Source organism: Ensifer sp. GW821-FHT05G01, from assembly GCF_059419585.1.
In genome coordinates, this window is record NZ_JBWKSC010000013.1 from 86,017 (window position 1) to 107,682 (window position 21,666).

The following is a 21,666-nucleotide window of genomic DNA, read 5'->3' on the forward strand; positions in this document are numbered from 1 at the left end:
TTTCAGGCCGCGAGCGGCACGAGGCCGGCCTCGATCCGGTCGCGCAAGGGTTCGTAGCGTTGCGGCAGCTTCAGCGCCTGACCAAGATGGGCGGTGTCCTCGTCACGGTTGAAGCCGGGCTCGTTGGTCGCGATTTCGAACAATACACCGCCAGGGGTGCGGAAGTAGATTGCCCAGAAATAGTCGCGGTCAATGACCGGCGTGACCTGGTAGCCGGTGTCCATCAGCGCCTTGCGAACCTCGAGCTGTGCTGCGCGGTCCTCGACGGCAAAGGCGATGTGGTGGACCGAGCCGGCACCCTGGCGAGCAAACGTGGTTTGCGGCAGCGCTTCGAGATCGATCGTGTCGGCACCGTTGCCGTTGGGGATCACCAGCCGCGTAACGTTGCCTTCCTTTTCGGCGCGCTGGTAGCCCATGAAACCGAGAAGTTCCTCCATGGCTGCCGTGTCATGCAGGCTCAATCTGGCGCCGGCAAAGCCGCGGATGGCTGCATCATCAGGCACGCCGGCGCCGGTCCAGGCGGAGCGCCCGTCATCGGCCTTTTCGACCAGCGCCAATCCGTCCCCATCCGGGCCTGAGAACCGCAGGCGGTTGGCACCGAAGATCGTGTCGGCCTTGAGGCCGGCGACACCCTGCGATGTCAGGCGATCCTTCCAGTAGGAGAGCGTGCCCTTCGGGATAGCGAACTGGGTCTCGCCCACTTCACCGACGCCGGGGCGACCGCGCATCATGTGGTCGAACGGGAAATATGTCATCACCGTGCCGGCAGCACCCGTCTCGTCGCCGTAATACAGATGGTAGATGCTTGGCTCGTCGAAGTTGACGGTCTTCTTCACTCGCCTCAGGCCGAGGGTGTCGGTGAAGAATGTGTTGTTGCGCGCGGCGTCCGACGCCATCGATGTCACGTGATGCAGTCCCTTGATATCCTTGATCATGGCCGTTGTTTCCTTGCGTTTTCTCCGGGCGTTTCGTCCGGTGTCTGTTGCTGAAAACAAACCTACGCAGATTGCCGACCAGGCGGAATTGCAATATTACTTTCGAATGAATTGCGATTTTTGAAATAATGAGATGAACGACTATAAAGCGCTCCGCACTTTCCTGATGGCCGCCGAAAAGAGAAATTTCGCGCAGGTCGCCCGTGAACTCGACATGACGCCGGCGGCAGTGACCCGGGCGATCGCCGCACTTGAAGCCGATCTTGGTGTTCAGCTCTTCGTTCGAACGACAAGGCAGGTGTCGCTGACGACGGACGGCGCCATTTTCGCAGCCCAGATCCAGCCGGCGATGGAAACGCTCGAAAGCGCGCGCCGCGATGTCATGAACACCCACAAGACGGATGAAGGGCGGCTCCGGATCAGCGCGCCGACCTGGCTTGGGAAAACCTTTCTGCCGACCATCATTTCCGGATTCAAGGAGCGCTACCCGAAGATATCATTCGAGGTCGTGCTGTCGGACGGGATGGTGAACATCGTCAACGATGACTACGATCTGGCAATTCGCATCTCGTCGCAGCCCTCCGACAAGTTCACCATCTGGCGGAAGATCTGCGCGATACCGCGCATTTTGGTCGCGGCCCCCGGCAGTCGTTGCGCCGGCCTCAGCCATCCCGGAGAACTCACCCCCGAAGAGTGCCTCGCCTATAGTGGCGAGAGCCGCCGGGAAAACTGGGTTCTCTCGGATGGCGGCTCATCGGTGATGATATCGGCAGGCCGAGCCTTCAGCGCCAACAGCGGCGAGATCCTCGCCGACATGGCGGCTGACGGTGCGGGCGTGGCGCTGCTTCCCGGCTTTCATATCGCCGAACATCTGCGGACAGGACGCCTCGTCCATGCCTTCAAGGGCTGGGCGCCGCAGGATCTGTGGCTGACGCTTTATTATCCGCCCTATCAGGCGCTGCCGCCGCGCATCGCGGCCTTCTCGAAGTTCTTCGAGCAGCAAATTCTGGGCGTCGTGATCCCGGTTCACTGAGCCGCGTCAGCGCCTCAGGACTGGAGATGGCGGCCCGCGCCATCCCCCTGATACCGGTTGAGGCCGATATCGATCCGGGTCGCGCGGCGATGGATCTCCGCCATGACCGGCTCGAAAGTACTGTTGCGACGCTCCAGCTCGGCATGCTCGGCAAGATAGGCGGGCACCAGTTCGGCGATTTCGTCGAAGACGGCCTGTTCGTCGACGGTGGTCAGGTACCCATTTTCCATAACGATCCGGCCGGCGACCATCACGGTCTCGATCGATGAGCCGTTTTCCGAATAGACCAGATGCTTGGCGACATTGTTGAGCGGCATGAAGGGATAGTTGCGGAGATCAAGGATCAGCAGGTCGGCCGACTTGCCGACCTCGATCGAGCCTGTCACCTGTTCCAAAAGCGCCGTCTTCGCGCCGCCGATGGTGGCCATTGCCAGGATTTCGTCGGCTGCCAACCAGCTCTCGTAGTCAGGCCCGGCAGCGCTGTGCACGAGGCCGGCGACACGCATGACGTCGAAGATGCGGGATGTATCATTCGAGGAGACGCCGTCGGTACCGAGGCCGATCGTCACCCCGGCATCGAGCAGGCGGCGGATTGGCGCTATGCCGGCACCGAGCTTGAGGTTCGACACGGCATTGTGGGCAACCGAGGCACCGGCCTCCCCCATCAGCCGCATGTCCTCGTCGCTGACCCAGACCGAATGCGCAATCGTCGTGTTGCGCTTCAACAGGCCGAGATCGTGCATGTAGGCGATCAGCGATTTGCCGTGCAGCCTGTGGCCGGTCACGGCCTGCGTCTTGGTCTCCAGAATATGGGTGTGGAAGGGCACGTGCTTTTCGACCGCCAGATCCATGCACGCCGCCATCAGATCCGGCGAGCAGCGTTGCGGCGCGGACGGCGCAATCATGAAATGCAGCCGGCCGGATTTGCCGTGCAGACTGGAGAAAGCCGACCGGCAATAGTCGATATAGGCACTCGCCGTCATCGGCGGGCCGAAATCGAGAAGGGCTTGCAACTCGGCAGGCATCACTTCGCGGGAAAAGGGCAGCGCATCGAGTGTATGGACGTTCATGACCGCGCTCGAGACATTGGCGCGAATGCCGGCATCGTCGTAGGCGCGAAAGACGGTCGCCAGCCGATCGAGATCATGGCGCGGCGGATCGAAGAAATCGTCGCAGAAGGTGGTGACCCCTGTGCGCAGTGATTCCATCGCAAGCAGCAGGCTGCGCAGATAGAGCAGCCTTTCGCCGATCGGGTCGTTCATCAGCAGCGGATACGCATAGAGCAGCCAGATTTCGAGCGGCATGCGCTCGTAGCGGCCGCGAAGGAAGGTCTCGCTGGAATGGGTGTGGGCGTTCACCAGTCCGGGCATGGCCAGCTTGCCGCGGCCCTCGATGATCCGTGCGTCCGGGCCGGCGGAGAGCGCCTCGCCGATCGCCTTTATGGTCTCGCCCTCGATCAGGATGTCACCGGCAAACGGCGCTGCGCCATGGCTGCTATCCATCGCCACGATCGTCGCGTTGCGGATCAGGATTTGGCTCATGGCAGATTTTCCAGCGATTTCAGGAGGAGATCATAGTAGGCGACCGGATCGCCGTCCGTGACATAGAACACATTCTTCGGCCGGTCGGTGATCTGCCACCAGTCGGCGACGGTCATGCCCGACGTCAGCGTGCCGCAGAGTTCGACGGAGACGTTGATCTGCCGCCCCGAAAACATCTCCGGCGCCAGCATGAAGGCCGGCACGCACGGCCCATGCAGCGGCGCGCCGTCCCAGCCGTATTTCCTGAGGTCGAACGCTTCGGAGAATTCCAGCATTTCGGCGGTTGCCACGCTGCAGCGATTGCCTAGCGCCCGCATGGCGCCGAGACGCTCGGGCGTCGACAGCATCTTGTGCGTCACATCGAGCGGCAGAAGCGTGGTCCTGATGCCGGCCTTCAGCACGATGTCGGCGGCCTCGGGGTCGACATAGCAATTGAACTCCGCCGTCGGCGTGATGTTGCCAACCTCGAAATAGGCGCCGAGCATCGCGACGACCTCGTGGATCTTGCCGGCAAGATCGGGCGCCTTGCGCAGGGCCATGGCGAGATTGGTCACCGGCGACAGCGAGCAGATGGTGATCTCGCCGGGATGAGCGCGCACCGTATCGATGATGAAATCGACGCCGTGCTTCTCCTGCGCCGCGATCTTCGGCGGCGGCAGGTTCGGGCCGTCAAGGCCGGTCGGGCCGTGCACGTGCTCGGCCATGACCAGCGGGCGGATGATCGGATGCGGGCAGCCGGCAAAGACCGGAATATCCGGCCGCCCGGCCAGTTCCATCAGCTTCAGACAGTTGGCAATCGTGTGATCGAGGTTGATGTTGCCGGCCGTGGCAACGAGCCCGAGCACGTCGAAGGCCTGGCGTTGGCCGAGGATCATCAGGATGGCGGCTGCCTGGTCCTGACCGGGATCGGTGAGGATGATGAGCTTGCGGGTCATGGCGCCACCTTGCCGGGCGCGCCGCCATCGAGCCAGGCGTAGAGTTCCCAGGTTTCGCCATCCGGACCGTGGAAATAGAGGCAGCGGGCGTTCCACGGATAGTCGGCTGGGGGCTTGACGAAGGTCACGCCGTCTTTCCTCAGATCGGCATAGAGGCCGTCGATCTCGGCGGGATTGTCGAGCCGCACCGCCACAAGCACGGCAGAGGCCGAGCCCTTGGGCACGCGCACATCGGCATGCGTCTCGATATGCGACCGCTCCCAGAGGGCCAGTGTCAGCCCGGCGCCGGTGAAATCGGCAAAGCCGGGGGCGCGATGCTTGAGTTCGAAGCCGAGCTTTTCCGTATAGAAGCGGATCGACGCCTCGAGGTCGGTGACCAGGATGCAGACATCCTGGATCGGATGGCGTTGGGCAAACGTCATGGTGCCTCCTATTGATCCTTGAGTTCAGCGAAGGAGCTGGCGGCCTTTGCGCCGCCGCGAAGCTTGCCCGAAAGCCAGACCCCGAAGACCGTGGCGAGATAGGGGAGCGCCTGCAGCAGGTCGTGAGGGATCTTGTCGCCGAACATCAGCTGCGCCCGGATGCCGAGCGCGCCGACGACGGCGAAGAACAGCGCGGCGAAAGTTGCGCCCACCGGATGGGACGCGCCGAAGATGACGGCGGCGAACGCCATGAAGCCACGCCCGGCCGTCATGCCTTGAGCGAAGAATTGCAGGCTTCCGGCGGCCAGCTCCGCTCCACCGATGGCGCAGAGAACGCCGCCGATCGAAAGCGCCACAAGGCGCATGCGCGACGGATTGGCCCCGACGCTACGGGCTGCGAAGGGATGTTCGCCACAGGCGGCGAGCCTGAGCCCAAAACGGGTGCGGCGGAGCAGCACCCACATGCCGAAGACGACGAACGGCATGGCGGCAACCGAGATCGACAACACGCCATAGGCGCCGAAAGCCGGGCCAAGCTTGAGAATGCCGAAAGGCGCGGTCACGCTCGCCTGGCTTCCGAAGATCGACTGAACGGCAAGCGCGGTACCGCCGATGCCAAGACCGGTCAGACCGAGGCCGGCGATGATGGGATTGGCCTTGAGCCTGTCGATCACGAACCAGAGGAGGATGGATGCAAGCACGCAGATGACAATTGCGATCAGGATGGCGGCGAGAATGGAATTGGTCAGCATGATGCCGACGATCGTGGCGCAGGCGCCGATTATCATCAGGCCCTCGAGACCGAGGTTCCAGACGCCTGCACGCTGCGCGATGACGCCGGCAAGGGTGACGTAGATCAGCGGCGTTCCGGAGCGCAGGATGGCGATGATGATCTCGTTCATGACGGGCGCCCTCCGAAACGCAATACCCTGTCGACGAGCTTCGACCTTGCCGTGATGAACAGCGCGATCGCCGCATTGATGATGTCGATCGCGGCCGCCGGCAGCCCGGCCATGATCGGCAGATAGAGCGCCGCCGAGGCAAGGCCGCCGAAGAACACCGCGGCCGCAGCCGTGCCGAGCACCGAGAGATTGGCGACGAGCGCGATCAGGATCGCCGTGAAGCCATGGGCCGGCAGGAACCCGGATGCGATGCGGCCGTTCGGGCCCATGAACTCGATGGTTCCGGCAAGCCCGGCCAGCGCGCCCGAGATGAGGAAGCTCGACAGGCCGAGCTTCCAGAGCCTGGCGCCCTGCCACTCCACCATGGTGCCGTTGCGACCGGCAAGACTTGCGAGAACCCCGAAGGCGGTGCGGTTGACCAAGAGCCACATCAGGATGCCGACCGCTGCGGCAATGGCGATGATAGTCGGCGAGAGGCCGAGCGAGTCCGAGATGCGGTAAGCGGCATCGAGCGGGCGGCTCGATGCCTGCTGGCCGGACCCCGAAGGGTCCTTTAGCGGGCCTGAGGTGACGTAGACCAAAAGCAGGCCGGCCATGAAGTTGCCCATCAACGTGGTGATCACCTCGTCCGTGCCCGAACGCAGCCTGAGAAGCCCCGGCCAGAGCGCCCAGAGAGCGCCGCCGAGCATGCCGGAAATCAGCAGCGCCGGGATGACGAGGAAAGCCGGTCCGCCCTTGAACGCCTCGGCGGCAAAGGCGGCGCAGATGGCGCCGACATAGAATTGGCCCTGGGCACCGATGTTGAAGAAACCTGCCCGGAAGGAGATCCCAACGCCGACCGCGGTGATGAACAGCGGCAGTGCCCATCTGAGGCTTTGCTCGATCGCGCCACTGCGCAGGAAGGCGCCATCGGCCACCGCCCAAAGCATAGTCAGCGCATTGTAGCCGGCGAACTGGAACACCAGCGCGCACAGGATAAGCGCGAAGGCGACGAAGATCAGGCTGCGGACAACCGTGGTGAGACTGTCTTTCATGCGCTTGTCCTCGCGGCCGCATCGGTCATGGCTGCACCCACCGACGCGATGTCGAAAGGCGCGCGGAATTCGCCGTTCACCCGCCCAGACAGCATCACCACGACGCGGTCGGAGATGTCGAAGAGCTCGTCGAGATCCGACGAGATCAACAGGATGGCGGCACCGCGATCGCGCGCCTGCCGAAGCGCCTGCCAGACGAAGGCGGTGGCTCCGATGTCGAGGCCCCGCGTCGGCTGTGCCGCGATGATCAGTCGGGCTTCGCGGTCGACCTCGCGCGCGAGGATCACTTTCTGGGCGTTGCCTCCCGACAGGGATCCAGCCTTCTGCGCGGAATTGTGGTAGTGGACGCTCCAGTCCTTCAGCGACCTGTCGCAGGCTTCGCGCACTGCTGAGGGGCGGATCAGCCTGAGCAGCCTGCCCTGCAGCAGTTCCCGTGCGCTCCAGTTCTGCCAGAGCGAACTCGTGAGGCTGAGACCTTCGACATTGCGCTCGAAGGGAATGATCCTGAGGCCGATCGCGCGACGGGCGGCGAGCGGTTCGCCTGTCACATCATTTCCCGCAAGACGGATCGATCCGCTTGCAAGATCGGCAAGGGCCGAAATCGCGCGCACCAGCGTCTTCTGTCCGTTGCCCTCCACGCCGGCTATGCCGACGATCTCGCCGGGGCGAATATCCAGATCGACGCTGTCAAGCGCGGTGCCTTCACTATCGGGCCGCGTCGAGACGGCTTTCATGGAGAGCACGCTTGGGCCCTTCGCATTTTCGAGATGACCTGCGCCCTCGCCCACTGGTGATTTCGTTCCAACCAGCGCGTCGCGCTCATGCCGGTCGAGCGTCTTGGCAATCGCATCGCCGACGATGAGGTTCGCGAGCCTCTCCGCCGAAACCTCGGCGATCGGCAGCGGCCCTTCGACCTTTCGGCCGCCGCGCAGCACCGTGACCGTGTCGGCGATGCCGAGCACCTCGCGGATCTTGTGCAGGATGAGGATGACTGTCACGCCGCGCTCTTTGAGACGGCGGACGCGTGCAAACAGCATGTCGATGCCGGAGGGCGACAGCACGGCCGTCGGTTCATCGAGGATCAGAACGCGCGCATCCATGACCAGCGCTCTGGCAATCTCGATACCCTGCTGGGTTTCGATCGGCAGGTCGCGAATCCTCCTGTTCAGGTCGACTTGAACGTCGAGGCCGGCGAGATGCGACTGCCATTTTTCGGCAAGGCTCTTGCGGCTGTAGATGCCGCCTTTGCCGGTCGCGCCGAACTCCATGGTCTCAGCGACGGTAAAGGACGGCGGCAGGGCGAAACTCTGGTGAACCAGTTCCACGCCCGCAGCCCGGCTCTGGCTGACGTGGCCAGTGCGGATTTCTTCACCCATAACGTCGACCGCGCCGGCGGTCGGCTGAACGAGTCCCGCAGCGACGCGGGCGAAGGTCGTCTTGCCGGCGCCGTTCTGGCCGACGACCGCATGGATCTGGCCGGGAGCAAACGAGACGGCAACGTCGGACAATGCCGTCACGTCGCCGAATTTCACGGTGACATCACGGCACTCCAGCGCTGGTTTCGGAGGATTCGACATCAAAAGGTTCCCATCGAGAGCATGGGTTCACGGGTCATCAACAGGAAGGAAGACGATCCGCGAACGTCCGTCGGTCTTCCCCCAACGGGAGAGACAAACGCCGGTTTTCCGCCAAGGCTCCGCGCCGACCCGACGGGCCGGCGTGGAACGCCGTGCGTTCAGAAGAACGCAATAAGGAAGCTCTAGTACTTTGATGCTAGAACATCTTATCCGCCTTTAGCGATTCCACTTCAAAGCGGGATGCTCCAGTGGCTCAGAGCGTGGTGTTGAACGGAACCTTGATGGACCCATCCAGAATACCGGCACGCGCCTTTTCGACCTCGACAAGCGCCTCTTTCGCCCTGGCGTTCAGTTCAGCCGGTCCCTGTTCGGCAAAGACGGGCGAAAGTATGAAGTCGATGACGCCGGTGCCAAGGCCCGTATGCTCATGCGTGCCGCCCTTCCAATCGGAACCGACGGCCTTGCCTGCCTCGTTGTAGAGCGAAACACCGAAATCGAGACCGACGATGGAGATGAGCGATTTCGGGCCGAGTGCGTACTGTCCCGGCGCAAGGCAGCTCACCATGCGGCCTTCCTTTTCGTTGGCGGCGGCAATGATGCCGCCATCGGTGGCAGCGGCATCCGTCTGGATGTAGTCGATGCCGTCATTGTACATCTGGGTGGCGATTTCCTGACCCTTTGCAGGATCCTGGAACGAGCCGGCGAAGGCGGCAACGACGCTGGCATCCGGCTTGATCGAGTGAACGCCAGCCTTGAAGGCATTGAAATCGGCGTTGAGCGGCGGGATTGAAACGCCGCCGATGAACCCGGTCTTGCCTGTTGTCGTCATCTTCGCGGCAAAGACGCCTGAGAGATAGCAGCCGAGATAATAGTCATAGGATACCGTCACCACGTTCGGGATCGCCGGCTCGAAGGGGTCGGCGAACAGCTGGATCCACTTCGTGTTGGGGTAGGACGGCGCCAGCGCCTTGAACGGCTCGGCCACCTCGTTGAAGGTGGAGATGATGATCTGGGCACCGGCGTCGCCGAGCGTGCGGTAGATGGTCTCGTAGGTCGCGGGGTCCTGCGCATAGATGGCGCGGTGTTCAAAGCCCTTTTCTTCCGACAATTGCTTGAGCTTGGCAATCATCTGATCGACCGGACCGTTGTCGCCGGCCGCCTGCGTGTGAACCAGCGCGACCAGCCCGCCCGATGCACGCGCAAATTCCGGCATGATGCTTGCGGCAAAGCCGAGCGCTGCTGCGCCCGCGCTTGCCTGCAGGAATGTGCGGCGATGCATGATGTGTTGTGAAGCCTTGTCAGTCATGATCGTTCCCTCTTTTGTTGATTGTCTTGTGTCATGCGTATTCTGACGTGCGCGGGCAATACCGGCGCGCGCCCGGTCGTCTCAAAGCGGCGGTGAATAGGCAGCGGGGTTCATGATCATCACCTCCTGCTTCTGGATCGCGTCGAGCGCCCAGACTTCGGAGATGAATTTTTGCCAATCCGGATCGGCGTACATGGCCGACCGGCGCGCCTCGCGGTCGGCAAGGCTGTCATAGGCCCACATCAGAACAGTGGTGTGGAGCGTCCCGAGCTCCGAGACGTAGAGACCAACGAACTTGTTGAGATGGCGCTTCTGCACCGGCAGACCGTCCGCCTCGTATTTCTTCATCCACTTGTCGACCGTGCCCGGCTTGAAAGTATAGGTGCGGTGTTCGAGGATCATCGGATCACTCCCTTAGCTGTTCAGGATCAGTTCGGCGCATTTCTCGCCGATCATGATGGCGGGCGCGTTGGTGTTGCCGCTGGCGATGATCGGCATGATCGAGGCGTCGGCGACGCGCAGGCCCTCGATGCCGTGCACCTTGAGCTGCGCATCCACCACTGCCATGGGGTCGTTGCCCATCTTGGCGGTGCCAACAGGGTGGAACGTCGTCATCGCCGTGGCGCGCAGCCAGCGGGTCAGCCCGGCATCGTCGAGCGCTTCCGGACCGGGCGCCAGTTCCTTGCCGCGATAGCGGTCGAATGCCTTCTGGCCGACGATGTCGCGCGTCAGCCGGATGCCGTCGATCATCGTGCGGATGTCGAAATCGGACTGCAGGTAATTCGCCTGAATCCTCGGCTTGTCTGTCGGGTTCGCCGACCGCAGCGTGATCTCGCCGCGGCTCGCCGGATTGACGGGTCCGACGCGGATGGTGAAGCCGTGATCCGCCTCCACCGCCCGCTTCTTGGTGAAGGGATTGGGGAAATGCAAGTTGGCCGTCTTTTCCAGCGCCGGCATGAAATGCAGCTGGATATCGGGCGAGACCAGACCGTCGTTCGAGCGGACGAATGCGCCTGCCTCGTAGGGAAAGGTTGTCGTGATGCCCTCCCCGAACAGCATGCCTTGCGCGACGGCGGGAATGAGCTTGTCGGCGCGCAGGTCACCGAACAGCGTGACCGGTTCACGGCATTCCCAGCTCATGACGCAGTCGACGTGGTCCTGGAGGTTCTTGCCGACCCCGGGAAGGTCGAGCAGCGGCTTGATGCCGAGCGCGCTTAGCTCGTCCGCCGGTCCGATACCGGAAAGCAGCAGTGCCTTCGGCGAATTGACGACGCCGGCAGACAGGATCACTTCGCGCCCTGCCCGCGCGATCGCCGCCCTGCCATCCTTCAGATAGCCGACGCCGCAGGCCCGGCCACCTTCGATGATGAGACGCGTCGTCTCGGCACCTGTCAGCACGGTCAGGTTCTTGCGACCGAGCGCCGGGCGCAGGAACGCCCAGGATGTGGACCAGCGCTTGCCTTTGCGAATGGTGAAATCGTAGCGGCCGAACCCTTCCTGGGTGGCGCCATTGAAGTCATCATTCGCTGGATAGCCGGCCTGCAGGCCCGCCTCGCAGAACACGTCCATCAGCGGATTGTGGCCACGGGCACGGCATACGGTGAGCTCGCCGTCGGTGCTGTGAAACGCGTCTTTGCGCTCGATATGCGTTTCCGAGCGCCGGAACGCCGGCAGCACGTCGTCGTAGGACCAGCCAGGCAGACCAAGTTGTGCCCAGCGGTCATAGTCGTGGCGATTGCCGCGCACGTAAATCATGCCGTTGATGGTCGAGGTGCCGCCCAGAACCTTGCCGCGCGGCCAATAGAGCGAACGGCCGTTGAGATAGGGCTCGGGCTCCGTGTGGTAGTGCCAGTTGTAGATGCCCGAGTGGAAGAGCTTTCCCATCAGCATCGGCAACCGGAACAAGGGATTGCGGTCCTTGCCGCCCGCCTCGATCAAGAGCACGCGGTTGGCCGGGTTCTTCGACAGGCGGTTGGCAAGAACGCAGCCGGCTGAACCCGCGCCAACGATGATGAAATCATATTCCGGGCTAGACGCCATGGTTCACCATGCGATGGGACGGACGCCCATCGCCTCCAGGTAGAGATTGCAAAGAAGGAAGGGGTTTTCCCGGCCAAGCACCTTGTCGGCGAAAGCGGGATGCTCGCGTTCGACGCAGGCGACATTGCCGTCGCGGCCCTCGCGTATGCCAACCTCGGCGAAAATATCGGCCGCGGCCGCACCGAAACCGAGAAAGACGATCGGCTCGCCGCGCGAAAGCAGCATCTCGATCACGCGCAGCATCAAGGGCCGCCAGAACGGAAGATGGCCGCGCGACTGGTGCGGGTCGATATCGACACGAAAGCGCGACAGCGTCAGGGATGCGTTGAGGAGCAGCACACCCTCGCCAACCCAACGGTCGGCGATCGCGCCCGGCGCTTCGAACGATCCGGAAGGGTCGCACAGCAGATGGCGAACATCGGGCCAACGAGCGAAGTCTTCGCTCAGGCTCTCGTCGCCAAGACGCGCGGCGGCGATGAGCTGCATATAGGCGCGAATGCTCTTCGAGAACATCTTGTCCAGCTCGACCCAGCTGGCGAGATTGCCCGCTTCGAAGGCGCGGCCCGTGGCAAAGCCCGGCTCAGGATAAGGATCCTGGCCGAGGATCAGGCAGCGTACGCCGTCTGGCGCAATTCCATCGAAGGCAGCAAGTGCATGCGCGCCTTTCGGTTGACCAGGAAAGACCCTGCCACGACGCGCCGGGAAGATCGGCTCCCAGGCGTCGAAAGTGAGGCCGGCATCGACCCGGCCGAAATCGTCGCCAATGGGCCCGAGCGCATCCTGCCAGGTCTGCGGCAGGTCGGCCTCCCAGCCGGCCAGCGTTTCCGCCATTGCCTCTCTCAGTCGTGCCGGCATCACACCGCCCCTCCAACTCGTTGAAAGTAGACTAGACAAAAGCTGACCAAAGTGTCAACTTTAATGAGGATGAAAAATGACCGGAGCGTCAGGTTTTTTTGACCATACCGTCAGGATTTTTTTGCAAATGGCGATGCGCTTGCATTTCGCCGGAAAACTCGGAAATTGCGCAAACGGCCTCGCCGCCACGCATGATTGTCTGGTAGGAAGCGGCGGCGAGATGGAGGCGAGATCGCATGGCAAAGGCAGCACGAGATCCGGAGGAACGCATCCGCGAGCGCAACATGCGCCTCATCATCAAGGCCGGGATCGAGATATTCGCGCGCAAGGGTTTCGACGGTACGCGCATCGCCGAAATCGCCGAAGCCTCGGGCCTGCCCAAGGCCAACGTCTATTATTATTTCTCCTCCAAAGAGGAGATCTATAGGGCCATCGTCGCGCACCTTATCGCCAGCTGGGACGACGCGCTGAAATACATCTCGCCCGAGCGCGAGCCGGCCGAGGCCTTCCGTCTCTATATTAGGGCCAAGCTCGACTACACGCGCAAAAACACCGCGGAATCCCGGCTCTTTGCCAGCGAGATCATCCAGGGCGCACGGTTTCTAAAGAAGAAGGATCGCGATCATATGCGCCAGGTCACGGATGCGCATGTGGCCGTCGTGGAGGGATGGATTGCGGCTGGAAAGATGCTGCCAGTCGATCCACGCCACCTGTTCATCATGCTCTGGGCATCGACGCAATACTATGCGGATTTCGAGCCGATCGCCGCCGACGGCCTGAAGAAGGCACGCCTGAAGGCGGAGGATTACGAGACGGCGGCGATAACGATTACCGAGACGATCCTGAAGGGCATTCTTCCGGCACCCATGCAAGGTTCATAAACATAGCTTTTGATCAGCCGGCGCGCCATGGGTGCTGCGATCGTCTCCAATAGGTCCGGCGAGGTGCCGTCCTTGCTCTGTAATAGCGAAGATATCATCTGTTGTTGCTAGAGCGCACAACACTGATTGCCAGCATTTGCGCATTGCACCATATACTCCCTCCACGACACAGCCGCCGAGTTGCCGGAGACCCCATGACTGCCTTGCGTAACGTAGGTTCCGAACCCCACTCGGAGAAGCGTGACTTTCTTGTCCTCCTCCTTGGCTGCGTCGGTGTCGTCTACGGCGATATCGGAACGAGCCCGCTCTACGCGTTTCGCGAGGCGCTGCGTCCTTTCTCAGCCGACGGTGTGCATCACAACGAGGTGATTGGGCTTATTTCCCTGATGGTCTGGACGCTGACGATCATCGTCACGTTCAAATACGTGCTCTTCTTGTTGCGCGCCGACAACGACGGCGAAGGCGGAACGCTATCGCTTCTCGCCCTCCTGATGAAGAAGACGGGCAGCTTCATGCCCGTTCTCTTCTTCGCGGGACTAATCGGGGCGGCCCTGTTCATCGGCGACGCCATGATCACCCCTGCCCTGTCCGTCATGTCGGCGCTCGAAGGCATGAAGCTGGTCACTCCCGCCTTCTCCGGCTACGTGCTGCCGCTGTCCGCCGCCATCATGGTCGCGCTTTTCGCCGTCCAGTCGAAGGGCACCCAGGCGGTCGCAAAATTCTTCGGGCCCATCACGGTCGTGTGGTTTCTCGCCATGGCATGGGGCGGCCTGATCCACATTGGCGACGACTGGACAATCCTCGAAGCGCTCAATCCGATCAACGCCCTCTGGTTCATCACCCATGCGGGCTGGGCGGGCCTGATCGTGCTCGGCGCTGTCTTCCTGACGGTGACGGGGGCAGAGGCGCTCTATGCCGACCTCGGACACTTCGGGCGCAAGCCGATCAGCACGGCGTGGTTCTCACTCGTATTCCCCGCATTGGCGCTCAACTACCTCGGCCAGGGCGCGCTGGTGCTTAGCCATCCTGAGGCGATGGCAAACCCATTCTTCCTGCTCTATCCGGACTGGGCCCTTTTGCCGATGGTGATTCTCGCCACCATGGCAACCATCATCGCCAGCCAGGCCGTCATCACGGGCGCGTTCTCGCTCGCACGACAGGCGGTCCATCTGGGCTTCCTGCCGCGCCTGCTGATCAAGTTCACCTCCGAGACCAATACCGGGCAAATCTACGTGCCCGCCGTGAACGTCATGCTGTTTGTCGGCGTGATCGTGCTGATCTTCTCCTTCGGAGATTCGGAATCGCTAGCCACCGCCTATGGCATCTCGGTCACCGGCGCGATGGTCGTGACAACGGTTATGGCTTTCCAGTTTCTGCGCTCCGTCTGGGGATACTCCACGCTTGTGGCGGGGATGCTGCTTTTGCCGCTGCTGGTCATCGAGAGCGTTTTCCTGGTCGCCAACCTGCTCAAGATCCATGACGGCGGTTGGGTACCGGTGGCGCTGGCACTTGCCATCATGCTCATCATGTGGACTTGGACCCGTGGATCCAGAATGCTTCGTGAAAAGACGGCGCGCCACGATATACCGCTGGAGACGTTCATCCGTTCCATAGAGAAATCGACACATGCCCCCCAGACGGTCCGTGGGACGGCGATCTTCTTGACGAGCGTAGGCGACAAAACGCCGGCAGTCCTTCTGCACAACATCAAACACAATCACGTCCTTCACGAGCACAATGTCATCCTGACTGTCCGCACGTCCGAACATCCTTACGTTGCGCAGGAAGACCGGGTGACGCTGACAAAACTTTCGGACAGGTTTGCAAGGCTGGAACTCTGCTTCGGCTTCATGGACGAACCCAACGTTTCCAAGGCGCTCTCGCTTTGCAAGAAGGCAGGATTCAAGTTCGAGATCATGCAGACCTCGTTCTATCTCGGCCGCAGGACGCTCATCAGCGATCCGAACTCGGGTCTGCCCCGTTGGCAGGATCATCTCTATATCGCGCTCGCGGGGCTCGGTATCGATCCGTCGTCGTATTTCAAGCTTCCCGCCAACCGGGTCGTCGAGATCGGCGAACAGGTCACGATTTGATCCTCGGCCCACGGCGGAACTTTGTCCGCCGCGTCATACGACACGCGATCGAACCATCTTCGGAAAATCTAAATGACAGTCGTCGCCTCCTATTTGTATCGAGCCGGCAAACGTGCAGACGAGGTGCCGCTTGTCGCGACGCCCGTCGACGCCCGGGACTGTGAGTTCATCTGGATCGGGGTGACCGATCCCACCGCGGACGAGATGGCCAATCTCCAGGCAATGTTCGGCCTTCATCCTCTCGCGGTGGAGGACGCTCTCAACGGCATGCAGGTGCCCAAGGTCGACATCTACGGCAATCAACTCTTCGTCGTCATCAAGACGGCCCACCTCGAAGGTGAGAAAATAGCCTACGGGGAAACCTGCATCTTCGTGGGGAAGCGCCATCTGATCTCTGTCCGCCATGGATCTGCCCGTTCTCACCAGGAACTGCGCCAGCAACTCGAGCAGTCGCCGCAGCTCCTTGAGCACGGACCCGACTATGTGCTCCACGGCATCATCGATTTCGTTGTCGACGGCTACCTGCCTATGGTTGAGACCCTTGAGGACAAAATACTCGAGCTTGAGAAGCACGTCCTCATGTCCTTCCTGCAGCCCGAGCAGATCAGGCGCGTCTTCCGTATGCGCCGTCACGTCATCCGGTTCCAGCGCGTGCTCGGTCCGATGGGCGAAGTGGTGGGAAAGCTGAGCCACCTCGACCTGCCCTGCATCGACGACAATGCAAAGCCGTTCTTCAAGGACGTCCATGACCATATCAAGCGTGTGGAGGGGCTGGTCAGCGGCCTTCGCGAAATAATGACCTCCGTCTTCGAAGCCTCGAACCTGCTCGAGCAACAACGCCAGGGCACAATCACAAGACAGCTTGCGGCATGGGCGGCGATCCTCGCTGTGCCGACTGCGATTGCTGGTATCTATGGGATGAACTTCGAACACATGCCCGAACTTGGGACGCGCTATGGCTATTTTGCCGTTCTCGGCGTCATCGCCACTCTCTGCGCCATCCTCTATTGGCGCTTCAAGAAGTCCGGCTGGCTCTAGGATGTTGAGATCGGGCGGTGCGATGTGCCGCCACGCTGCTCTTCAATATGTTCAACTGGCAACAAGTTGCTGTGCTAGGTACCATGTGCCCCAAACTGCCGGGGCTAAAAACGAGGCGAAGGGTATGCGGCGTCCTGCCGGCCAATGCCCGTGCTTCATCGTCGAAACCAACACGAACAACAGGGCGCCCAACGCTGCGCCAAAGACAGCCAATGCGAAATTTTCCCAACCGATCCAAATACCGGCGGCAGCGCCGAGCTTGATGTCACCCAGCCCGAGTCCCTCAATGCCACGAAGCCTGAAGTAAAGCGCTCGTACCAATAGGAGCGCGCCGCCAGTCAATGTCACATCGCGTGCGATCTCGAGAAAAGTGCGCGACGCGTCAACTCGCGCGGGATCGATGCCGGCGAGCCATGCCGCGATACCGATGGCGGCGACCGTGCCATTCATAAAATTGGAAACCCTAAGGCTTCGCCAATCCTGAAGGGCGATGCGTGTCACGCAGGCAGCAAGCAACATCAACAACAATGTTCGCGCGCACTGCAGGGTCGCGAGACCAATCACGAGGGCAGCCATGGTCGCGGCAAAGACAGGAAGCAGATCCGGGTCGATGCGTTTGGACAGCTGCACTACTTCAACGCCCGCGAACCCATGCCCCACATCCGCGCCTGCAATTCCTCTGCAACGCTCTGTGCATCGCGTGAATCGCGGATGACCATCGGCCTGATCATGATCAGCAGCTCGGTCCGCGCGTTCGACCGGTTCTTGCTGCCGAACAGGCTGCCGACATGCTTCAGGCGACTGAGGAAGGGAATACCATCCTTGCCGCGCTCCTGCGTTTCGCTGATCAAGCCGCCGAGTAGCACCGTCTGTCCGTCAAGAACCGATACCGAGCTCGAAATGCTTCTGTTGGAGATGACCGGCGTCAGGCTGTTGTCGCCCGAAGCGGCGTTCGATATTTCCTGGTCGATCCGCATCGCCACCACGCCGTTTTCGGCGATCCTCGGGCGCACGTTCATGATGATGCCCGTGTCCCGGTACTCGACCTGGTTGCTGACCGGGGCGTCGGCGGTTTCGACCGGCACGACGGTACGCGTGATGATCGGGATCTGATCGCCCACCTGGAAACGTGCCACCTCGTTTTCAAGCACTACAAGCGACGGCGACGATAGAATCTGCACATCCGTGATCTTATCGAGCGCGCTGATGATCACATCCGGACTGCTGTTCGCCCCCAGGACGAAATTGAAGCCGGGCACCTCACGGGCAATGTTGTCGGCAAGCGTTTTGAAGAGACCGAACGATCCCTCGTCGGTGCCCAGACCAACCGATTTGCTCTTCACGAAATACTGGACGCCGAAGCGCAGTTCGTCGGTGAGCCGAACCTCCGCCATCGTCACACTGATGGCGACCTGGAGTTGGGGAACGTCGATCCGTGTCAGAGCGGCAAGTACGCGCTTGCGCATCTCGAGGTCGCCGTAGATCACGATCGAGTTGTTGGATGGATCCGAGCGGATGCGAACCGGCTCGGCGCCGAGCTCTGGCTGCAACGAACCGCCGAAGCGCGCCGGGTCGATGTCGACGACGTCCTCGTCGCTGGCTGCCGGCTCCTGTGCGGCCGCTTCATCGGGGGCGGCCTGTTGGTCGGCGGTTTCCGTCTCTTCGTTGGCTGCAAACAGACGCTGCAGAAGTTCTGCGATCTTCGTCGCATCACGATATTTGACGCGATAGACATGAACGCTTTGTCCGAGGTCTGGGTTCTCTCGGTCGAGACGACGGACCCAGGTGAGCGCGCGTTCCGTGAGTGCCTTGTTCTGTGAGACCGCGAGAACGGCACGCAATCTCGGCATCGACATGAACTGTATGACGCTGTCGCCATTGCTGCCCTTGCTGGCGAAAATGCGCTCGAGTTCGGGAATGACGGCTTCGGGGCGTGCGTGCTGTAGCGGCAGGACCGCCACCGACTGATCCCTCATCCAGTCGACGTCGAATGCCGTGACCGTCTCCAGCGCCGCTTCGCGGTCGGGCCCGCTGCCGGCGATCAGGATAGCGTTGCGCGTGGTGTCAATCCGCAGCGTCCCTGGACGCGCACCAAAACCGTCGACGAGCCGCGAAAGCGCCTGCGCCGACACATATCTCAGCGGTACGACCGTGATGCCGAAGCCGGTCGGGCGACCTTTCGTGCTGACCTGACCAGCGATCGAAGATCCGGCCTCGACGATCTGAAAGGCATTGCCGCGCTTGACGAGATCGGCACCATTCATTTCGAGCATCGATTCAAGAATGGACACGAGATCGTCACGAGGGACCGGCCGAGCGGTCGACAGTGTCACCGTCCCGGTTACCTTCGGGTCGATCGTATAGGTCAGACCAAGCGTCTCGCCGAGGATGGCTTGCACGACGTCGCGGAGCTCAGCCCCCTGGAAATTCAGATTGACGCTATCGCCGGCCGCACCATCCGCTCCGGCTGGAGCGGCGACAACGCCGAGGCGCGTGGACGAGTATATCGCTGGCTGGCGGGCACCAGCCGATCCCGCAGACGAGTAGCCGAGCGTAGAATTGCTGCCATTTCTGAGTGAGCGCGCCTGCAGGTCCGCGCTTGTCACCGAACCCAGGATCGAGTCGACGTCGTTCCCCAATCGGCCTTCTTCAGGAGCGAGGCAGCCGGGGGAAAGCAGACAGATGCCGAAAAACAAAGCCGTCCGAAGGACTGTCCCGCTAGTGCTCATGTTGTCACGACTGATTCTTGCCTCACTCATGTCGAAGCCTAGCATTTCTGTAACGGATCACTATTATTATCGGCAGCTAATCCACTTCTGGTATCGCGGTTCTTGGGGATAACCGCTTAAGATCCCAGGGGCCGGCATGTATCTGCCTTCGATGTCGACAAGCCGTCAAAGTGGCGGTCGAGTGAGTGGGGCTTTGCTGTAGTGTACTGCGGCGGGACGGATGAATACGGCAACGATTGTAACGCATTTCATTCGCTATCTATTGACGAAAGAGGACCTGGTCGGCCCGGCAGAGAGGCTGTCCCTGGAACGGCTTCTTGTGGAAGCGCCCTCGAACTACACCGTCCTTTGGGAGACCGGGCTGTTGTCCGGGGAGCTGCTCGCTGATGCGATTGCCGATTTTCACAACCTCAATCGCGCCGCATTCAACCGCGTCGAATTTCGTCCGGAATTGACTGAAGATTTGTCGGCGCGGTTCCTTCGTGCCGCATGGGCGATGCCGGCGCTCGAAGGTGAGGCTCGTTTGCTCGTCGTTGCCGATCCCAGTCGAAACGACGCGATCGACGCTGCCTTGGCGGCACTTGGCCGTCAGGTGGAGTTGCGGATCGCGACGTTCGAGGAAATGGCGATGCTCTTCGAGCGCATGCTTTCGAGGGAACCGGCCAAGGACGCAAGCACAGAGCGCTCGACGTCGCCTGTTGCTGGCGATCGGAACGAGGAGGATCTCGATCGCCTCCACGATATCGCCAGCGGCGCGCCGATCGTTCGGGCCGTGGATCAATTGCTCGAAACAGCGCTCAGTCTGTCGGCGACGGACCTTCACATCGAACCTCAACCTGACGGCGTAAGGCTGAGGATGCGCGTCGATGGGATGCTGCGCACGATGCAGCCGCTTTCAAACGAGATTGCGCGCGGCGTCATCTCGCGTATCAAGATCCTGGCAGGCTTGAATATTGCCGAACGCCGGCTGCCGCAGGACGGGCGCGCGCGTATCCTGATCAACTCGACGCGCGCTGACTTCCGGGTGGCGACAATGCCGACGTTGCACGGAGAAGCGCTGGTCGTGCGCATCCTCGTCAAAGGCGCCGAAGCCCTTGATCTTTCTCGCCTGGGCATGTCGTCGCGTGATTACTCCGTTCTTCATACGCAACTGGCCGAGCCTCATGGCCTCGTTGTCGTGGCCGGCCCGACCGGCTGCGGCAAGACGACCACCCTGACCGCTGCATTGTCCACTCTGAACAGCCCCGAACGCAAGATCATGACCATCGAAGATCCGATCGAGTATCAGATGGCGGGGGTCAGCCAAACTCAGGTCAAGCCATCGATAAACCTGACATTTGCCAATGCGATGCGATCGTTCCTTCGTCAGGACCCCGACGTCATGATGGTGGGTGAGATGCGCGACAGCGAAACCGCCTCGATCAGTCTTCAGGCAGCATTGACTGGCCATCTGGTTCTAACGACCCTGCACACCAATAGCGCGGCAGACGCCATCATAAGGTTGATGGATCTGGGCGTCGAAACATTCCTTCTGGCATCCGCACTGCGTTGCGTCATTGCTCAGCGCCTGGTCAGAAAATTGTGCGAGCGTTGCAAGGCGCCGATCGAGGACATGGCGCCCGCCGCGTCGACATCTGCGGCGCGCCAGCGCTTTATCAAACGCCCCGGTGACACATGCTTTCGCGCGGTCGGTTGCTCCTATTGCGGCGACAGCGGCTATCGCGGACGCGTTGGAATATTTGAGGTCCTGCCCGTCGACAGCGAGATTACCGCTTTGATCCGCAAGGATGCCGATCCCCAGAAGATTCAGACCGTCGCCGTCCAGGCAGGCATGACAACCATGCTGGAAGATGGGCTCTCGAAATACCGGCGTGGCGTCACCTCGATCGAAGAGGTTCTGCGCGTGACGGTCTGATCATTGAAGGGGCAGAAACATCTTGTAGTCCCGGCTACGCCCGCTCTGCTCGAAGGCGACGGTGCGGCTGTCGACAATCGAGAGGTTCCAGTTCTGAAATTTCTCGCCGTCCTTGAGGCGATGAATCTGGCCACTTGCGGCATCCTGCAGAAGGGCTTGCTGACTGTCTGCTGTCGATATGATGCCGACGAGCTTGAGCTCTGGCGGGGCGTCCGGCACGATCTCAACGTTCGTGGCTGCAACCGGCGCTGGCGTGTCCACCGTCTCGGAGACGGTGGAAGGCTGCCGCGCCGGGGTGAACAATGGACGCAATCGCGTTGCCTCCAGCCTGTCGAGGCTCACACCTCGAAGCCAGGGATCCTCGTCGGATGATGGGGATTGGGACGACGCCGTGCCTGCTAGAAGCAAGGCGACGGCGATGACCGACAAG

19 protein-coding genes are annotated in these 21,666 nt (G+C 61.6%); 5 read left to right on the forward strand and 14 right to left on the reverse strand.

What is annotated here, in order from left to right; translation table 11 throughout:
- Positions 1-2: 2 nt before the first annotated feature.
- The gene (locus tag AC07UR_RS26745; RefSeq protein WP_209789810.1) at positions 3-935 is read right to left on the reverse strand and encodes a VOC family protein; all 933 of its coding nucleotides are present in this window, start codon (positions 933-935) and stop codon (positions 3-5) included.
- A 133-nt stretch (positions 936-1,068) separates the two neighbouring features.
- Between AC07UR_RS26745 and AC07UR_RS26750 the strand changes: the two genes are divergently transcribed.
- On the forward strand, positions 1,069-1,968 hold the full coding sequence (locus AC07UR_RS26750; RefSeq protein ID WP_209789811.1) for a LysR family transcriptional regulator: 900 nt from the start codon (positions 1,069-1,071) through the stop codon (positions 1,966-1,968).
- A 14-nt stretch (positions 1,969-1,982) separates the two neighbouring features.
- Here AC07UR_RS26750 and AC07UR_RS26755 read toward each other — a convergent pair whose 3' ends face one another.
- The 10 genes from AC07UR_RS26755 to AC07UR_RS26800 all read right to left on the reverse strand — a co-directional run bounded on the left by AC07UR_RS26755 (position 1,983) and on the right by AC07UR_RS26800 (position 12,556).
- Entirely contained in the window at positions 1,983-3,509 is a 1,527-nt protein-coding gene (locus tag AC07UR_RS26755; RefSeq protein WP_209789812.1) for an amidohydrolase family protein, read from the reverse strand.
- Positions 3,506-4,444: a nucleoside hydrolase gene (locus tag AC07UR_RS26760; RefSeq protein WP_209789813.1), complete on the reverse strand. Its 939-nt coding sequence runs from the start codon at positions 4,442-4,444 to the stop codon at positions 3,506-3,508. The genes AC07UR_RS26755 and AC07UR_RS26760 overlap by 4 nt, the downstream gene beginning before the upstream one ends.
- Complete coding sequence (locus AC07UR_RS26765) at positions 4,441-4,866, reverse strand: VOC family protein (RefSeq protein WP_209789814.1); 426 nt, start codon at positions 4,864-4,866, stop codon at positions 4,441-4,443. Before AC07UR_RS26765 ends, AC07UR_RS26760 begins: the two co-directional genes overlap by 4 nt.
- 8 nt (positions 4,867-4,874) lie before the next feature.
- Positions 4,875-5,768 carry an ABC transporter permease gene (locus AC07UR_RS26770; RefSeq protein ID WP_209789815.1) on the reverse strand — a complete coding sequence of 298 codons (894 nt, stop codon included), beginning with the start codon at positions 5,766-5,768 and terminating at the stop codon, positions 4,875-4,877.
- On the reverse strand, positions 5,765-6,802 hold the full coding sequence (locus AC07UR_RS26775; RefSeq protein ID WP_173424003.1) for an ABC transporter permease: 1,038 nt from the start codon (positions 6,800-6,802) through the stop codon (positions 5,765-5,767). Before AC07UR_RS26775 ends, AC07UR_RS26770 begins: the two co-directional genes overlap by 4 nt.
- Positions 6,799-8,379, reverse strand: a complete 1,581-nt coding sequence (locus tag AC07UR_RS26780) for an ABC transporter ATP-binding protein (RefSeq protein ID WP_209789816.1) — start codon at positions 8,377-8,379, stop codon at positions 6,799-6,801. The genes AC07UR_RS26775 and AC07UR_RS26780 overlap by 4 nt, the downstream gene beginning before the upstream one ends.
- 253 nt (positions 8,380-8,632) lie before the next feature.
- Positions 8,633-9,658, reverse strand: a complete 1,026-nt coding sequence (locus tag AC07UR_RS26785; RefSeq protein WP_173424043.1) for a BMP family ABC transporter substrate-binding protein — start codon at positions 9,656-9,658, stop codon at positions 8,633-8,635.
- 108 nt (positions 9,659-9,766) lie between these two features.
- Entirely contained in the window at positions 9,767-10,087 is a 321-nt protein-coding gene (locus tag AC07UR_RS26790) for an NIPSNAP family protein (RefSeq protein ID WP_173424001.1), read from the reverse strand.
- Between the two features lie 12 nt (positions 10,088-10,099).
- Positions 10,100-11,725, reverse strand: a complete 1,626-nt coding sequence (locus tag AC07UR_RS26795) for a GMC family oxidoreductase (protein ID WP_209789817.1) — start codon at positions 11,723-11,725, stop codon at positions 10,100-10,102.
- Positions 11,726-11,728: 3 nt separating this feature from the next.
- Positions 11,729-12,556: a uracil-DNA glycosylase family protein gene (locus tag AC07UR_RS26800; RefSeq protein WP_209789818.1), complete on the reverse strand. Its 828-nt coding sequence runs from the start codon at positions 12,554-12,556 to the stop codon at positions 11,729-11,731.
- 260 nt (positions 12,557-12,816) lie between these two features.
- On the opposite strand from AC07UR_RS26800, the gene AC07UR_RS26805 reads away from it, so the two are divergent.
- The 3 genes from AC07UR_RS26805 (at position 12,817) to AC07UR_RS26815 (ending at position 16,592) form a co-directional block, all read left to right on the forward strand.
- Complete coding sequence (locus AC07UR_RS26805) at positions 12,817-13,461, forward strand: TetR family transcriptional regulator C-terminal domain-containing protein (protein ID WP_173423998.1); 645 nt, start codon at positions 12,817-12,819, stop codon at positions 13,459-13,461.
- Between the two features lie 194 nt (positions 13,462-13,655).
- Positions 13,656-15,554, forward strand: a complete 1,899-nt coding sequence (locus AC07UR_RS26810; RefSeq protein WP_173423997.1) for a potassium transporter Kup — start codon at positions 13,656-13,658, stop codon at positions 15,552-15,554.
- 72 nt (positions 15,555-15,626) lie between these two features.
- Positions 15,627-16,592: a magnesium and cobalt transport protein CorA gene (locus tag AC07UR_RS26815; protein ID WP_209789819.1), complete on the forward strand. Its 966-nt coding sequence runs from the start codon at positions 15,627-15,629 to the stop codon at positions 16,590-16,592.
- Between the two features lie 51 nt (positions 16,593-16,643).
- Here AC07UR_RS26815 and AC07UR_RS26820 read toward each other — a convergent pair whose 3' ends face one another.
- Together AC07UR_RS26820 and gspD are read right to left on the reverse strand one after the other, a co-directional pair.
- Positions 16,644-17,222 carry an A24 family peptidase gene (locus AC07UR_RS26820; RefSeq protein WP_327795834.1) on the reverse strand — a complete coding sequence of 193 codons (579 nt, stop codon included), beginning with the start codon at positions 17,220-17,222 and terminating at the stop codon, positions 16,644-16,646.
- Entirely contained in the window at positions 17,222-19,231 is a 2,010-nt protein-coding gene (gene gspD, locus AC07UR_RS26825; protein ID WP_234903178.1) for a type II secretion system secretin GspD, read from the reverse strand. Before gspD ends, AC07UR_RS26820 begins: the two co-directional genes overlap by 1 nt.
- Before the next feature lie 310 nt (positions 19,232-19,541).
- On the opposite strand from gspD, the gene AC07UR_RS26830 reads away from it, so the two are divergent.
- Positions 19,542-21,236, forward strand: a complete 1,695-nt coding sequence (locus AC07UR_RS26830) for a GspE/PulE family protein (protein ID WP_209789820.1) — start codon at positions 19,542-19,544, stop codon at positions 21,234-21,236.
- Here the strand turns inward: AC07UR_RS26830 and AC07UR_RS26835 are convergent, their stop codons facing one another.
- Complete coding sequence (locus AC07UR_RS26835) at positions 21,237-21,665, reverse strand: hypothetical protein (protein WP_234941750.1); 429 nt, start codon at positions 21,663-21,665, stop codon at positions 21,237-21,239. It lies immediately after the preceding gene.
- Between the last annotated feature and the right edge of the window lies 1 nt (position 21,666).

What these genes read in the sequence shown, in the direction of transcription:
- AC07UR_RS26745 (WP_209789810.1), bottom strand. Translation starts at nt 935, where the DNA reads ATGATCAAGGATATCAAGGGACTGCATCACGTGACATCGATGGCGTCG.
- AC07UR_RS26750 (WP_209789811.1), top strand. Translation starts at nt 1,069, where the DNA reads ATGAACGACTATAAAGCGCTCCGCACTTTCCTGATGGCCGCCGAAAAG.
- AC07UR_RS26755 (WP_209789812.1), bottom strand. Translation starts at nt 3,509, where the DNA reads ATGAGCCAAATCCTGATCCGCAACGCGACGATCGTGGCGATGGATAGC.
- AC07UR_RS26760 (WP_209789813.1), bottom strand. Translation starts at nt 4,444, where the DNA reads ATGACCCGCAAGCTCATCATCCTCACCGATCCCGGTCAGGACCAGGCA.
- AC07UR_RS26765 (WP_209789814.1), bottom strand. Translation starts at nt 4,866, where the DNA reads ATGACGTTTGCCCAACGCCATCCGATCCAGGATGTCTGCATCCTGGTC.
- AC07UR_RS26770 (WP_209789815.1), bottom strand. Translation starts at nt 5,768, where the DNA reads ATGAACGAGATCATCATCGCCATCCTGCGCTCCGGAACGCCGCTGATC.
- AC07UR_RS26775 (WP_173424003.1), bottom strand. Translation starts at nt 6,802, where the DNA reads ATGAAAGACAGTCTCACCACGGTTGTCCGCAGCCTGATCTTCGTCGCC.
- AC07UR_RS26780 (WP_209789816.1), bottom strand. Translation starts at nt 8,379, where the DNA reads ATGTCGAATCCTCCGAAACCAGCGCTGGAGTGCCGTGATGTCACCGTG.
- AC07UR_RS26785 (WP_173424043.1), bottom strand. Translation starts at nt 9,658, where the DNA reads ATGCATCGCCGCACATTCCTGCAGGCAAGCGCGGGCGCAGCAGCGCTC.
- AC07UR_RS26790 (WP_173424001.1), bottom strand. Translation starts at nt 10,087, where the DNA reads ATGATCCTCGAACACCGCACCTATACTTTCAAGCCGGGCACGGTCGAC.
- AC07UR_RS26795 (WP_209789817.1), bottom strand. Translation starts at nt 11,725, where the DNA reads ATGGCGTCTAGCCCGGAATATGATTTCATCATCGTTGGCGCGGGTTCA.
- AC07UR_RS26800 (WP_209789818.1), bottom strand. Translation starts at nt 12,556, where the DNA reads ATGGCGGAAACGCTGGCCGGCTGGGAGGCCGACCTGCCGCAGACCTGG.
- AC07UR_RS26805 (WP_173423998.1), top strand. Translation starts at nt 12,817, where the DNA reads ATGGCAAAGGCAGCACGAGATCCGGAGGAACGCATCCGCGAGCGCAAC.
- AC07UR_RS26810 (WP_173423997.1), top strand. Translation starts at nt 13,656, where the DNA reads ATGACTGCCTTGCGTAACGTAGGTTCCGAACCCCACTCGGAGAAGCGT.
- AC07UR_RS26815 (WP_209789819.1), top strand. Translation starts at nt 15,627, where the DNA reads ATGACAGTCGTCGCCTCCTATTTGTATCGAGCCGGCAAACGTGCAGAC.
- AC07UR_RS26830 (WP_209789820.1), top strand. Translation starts at nt 19,542, where the DNA reads ATGAATACGGCAACGATTGTAACGCATTTCATTCGCTATCTATTGACG.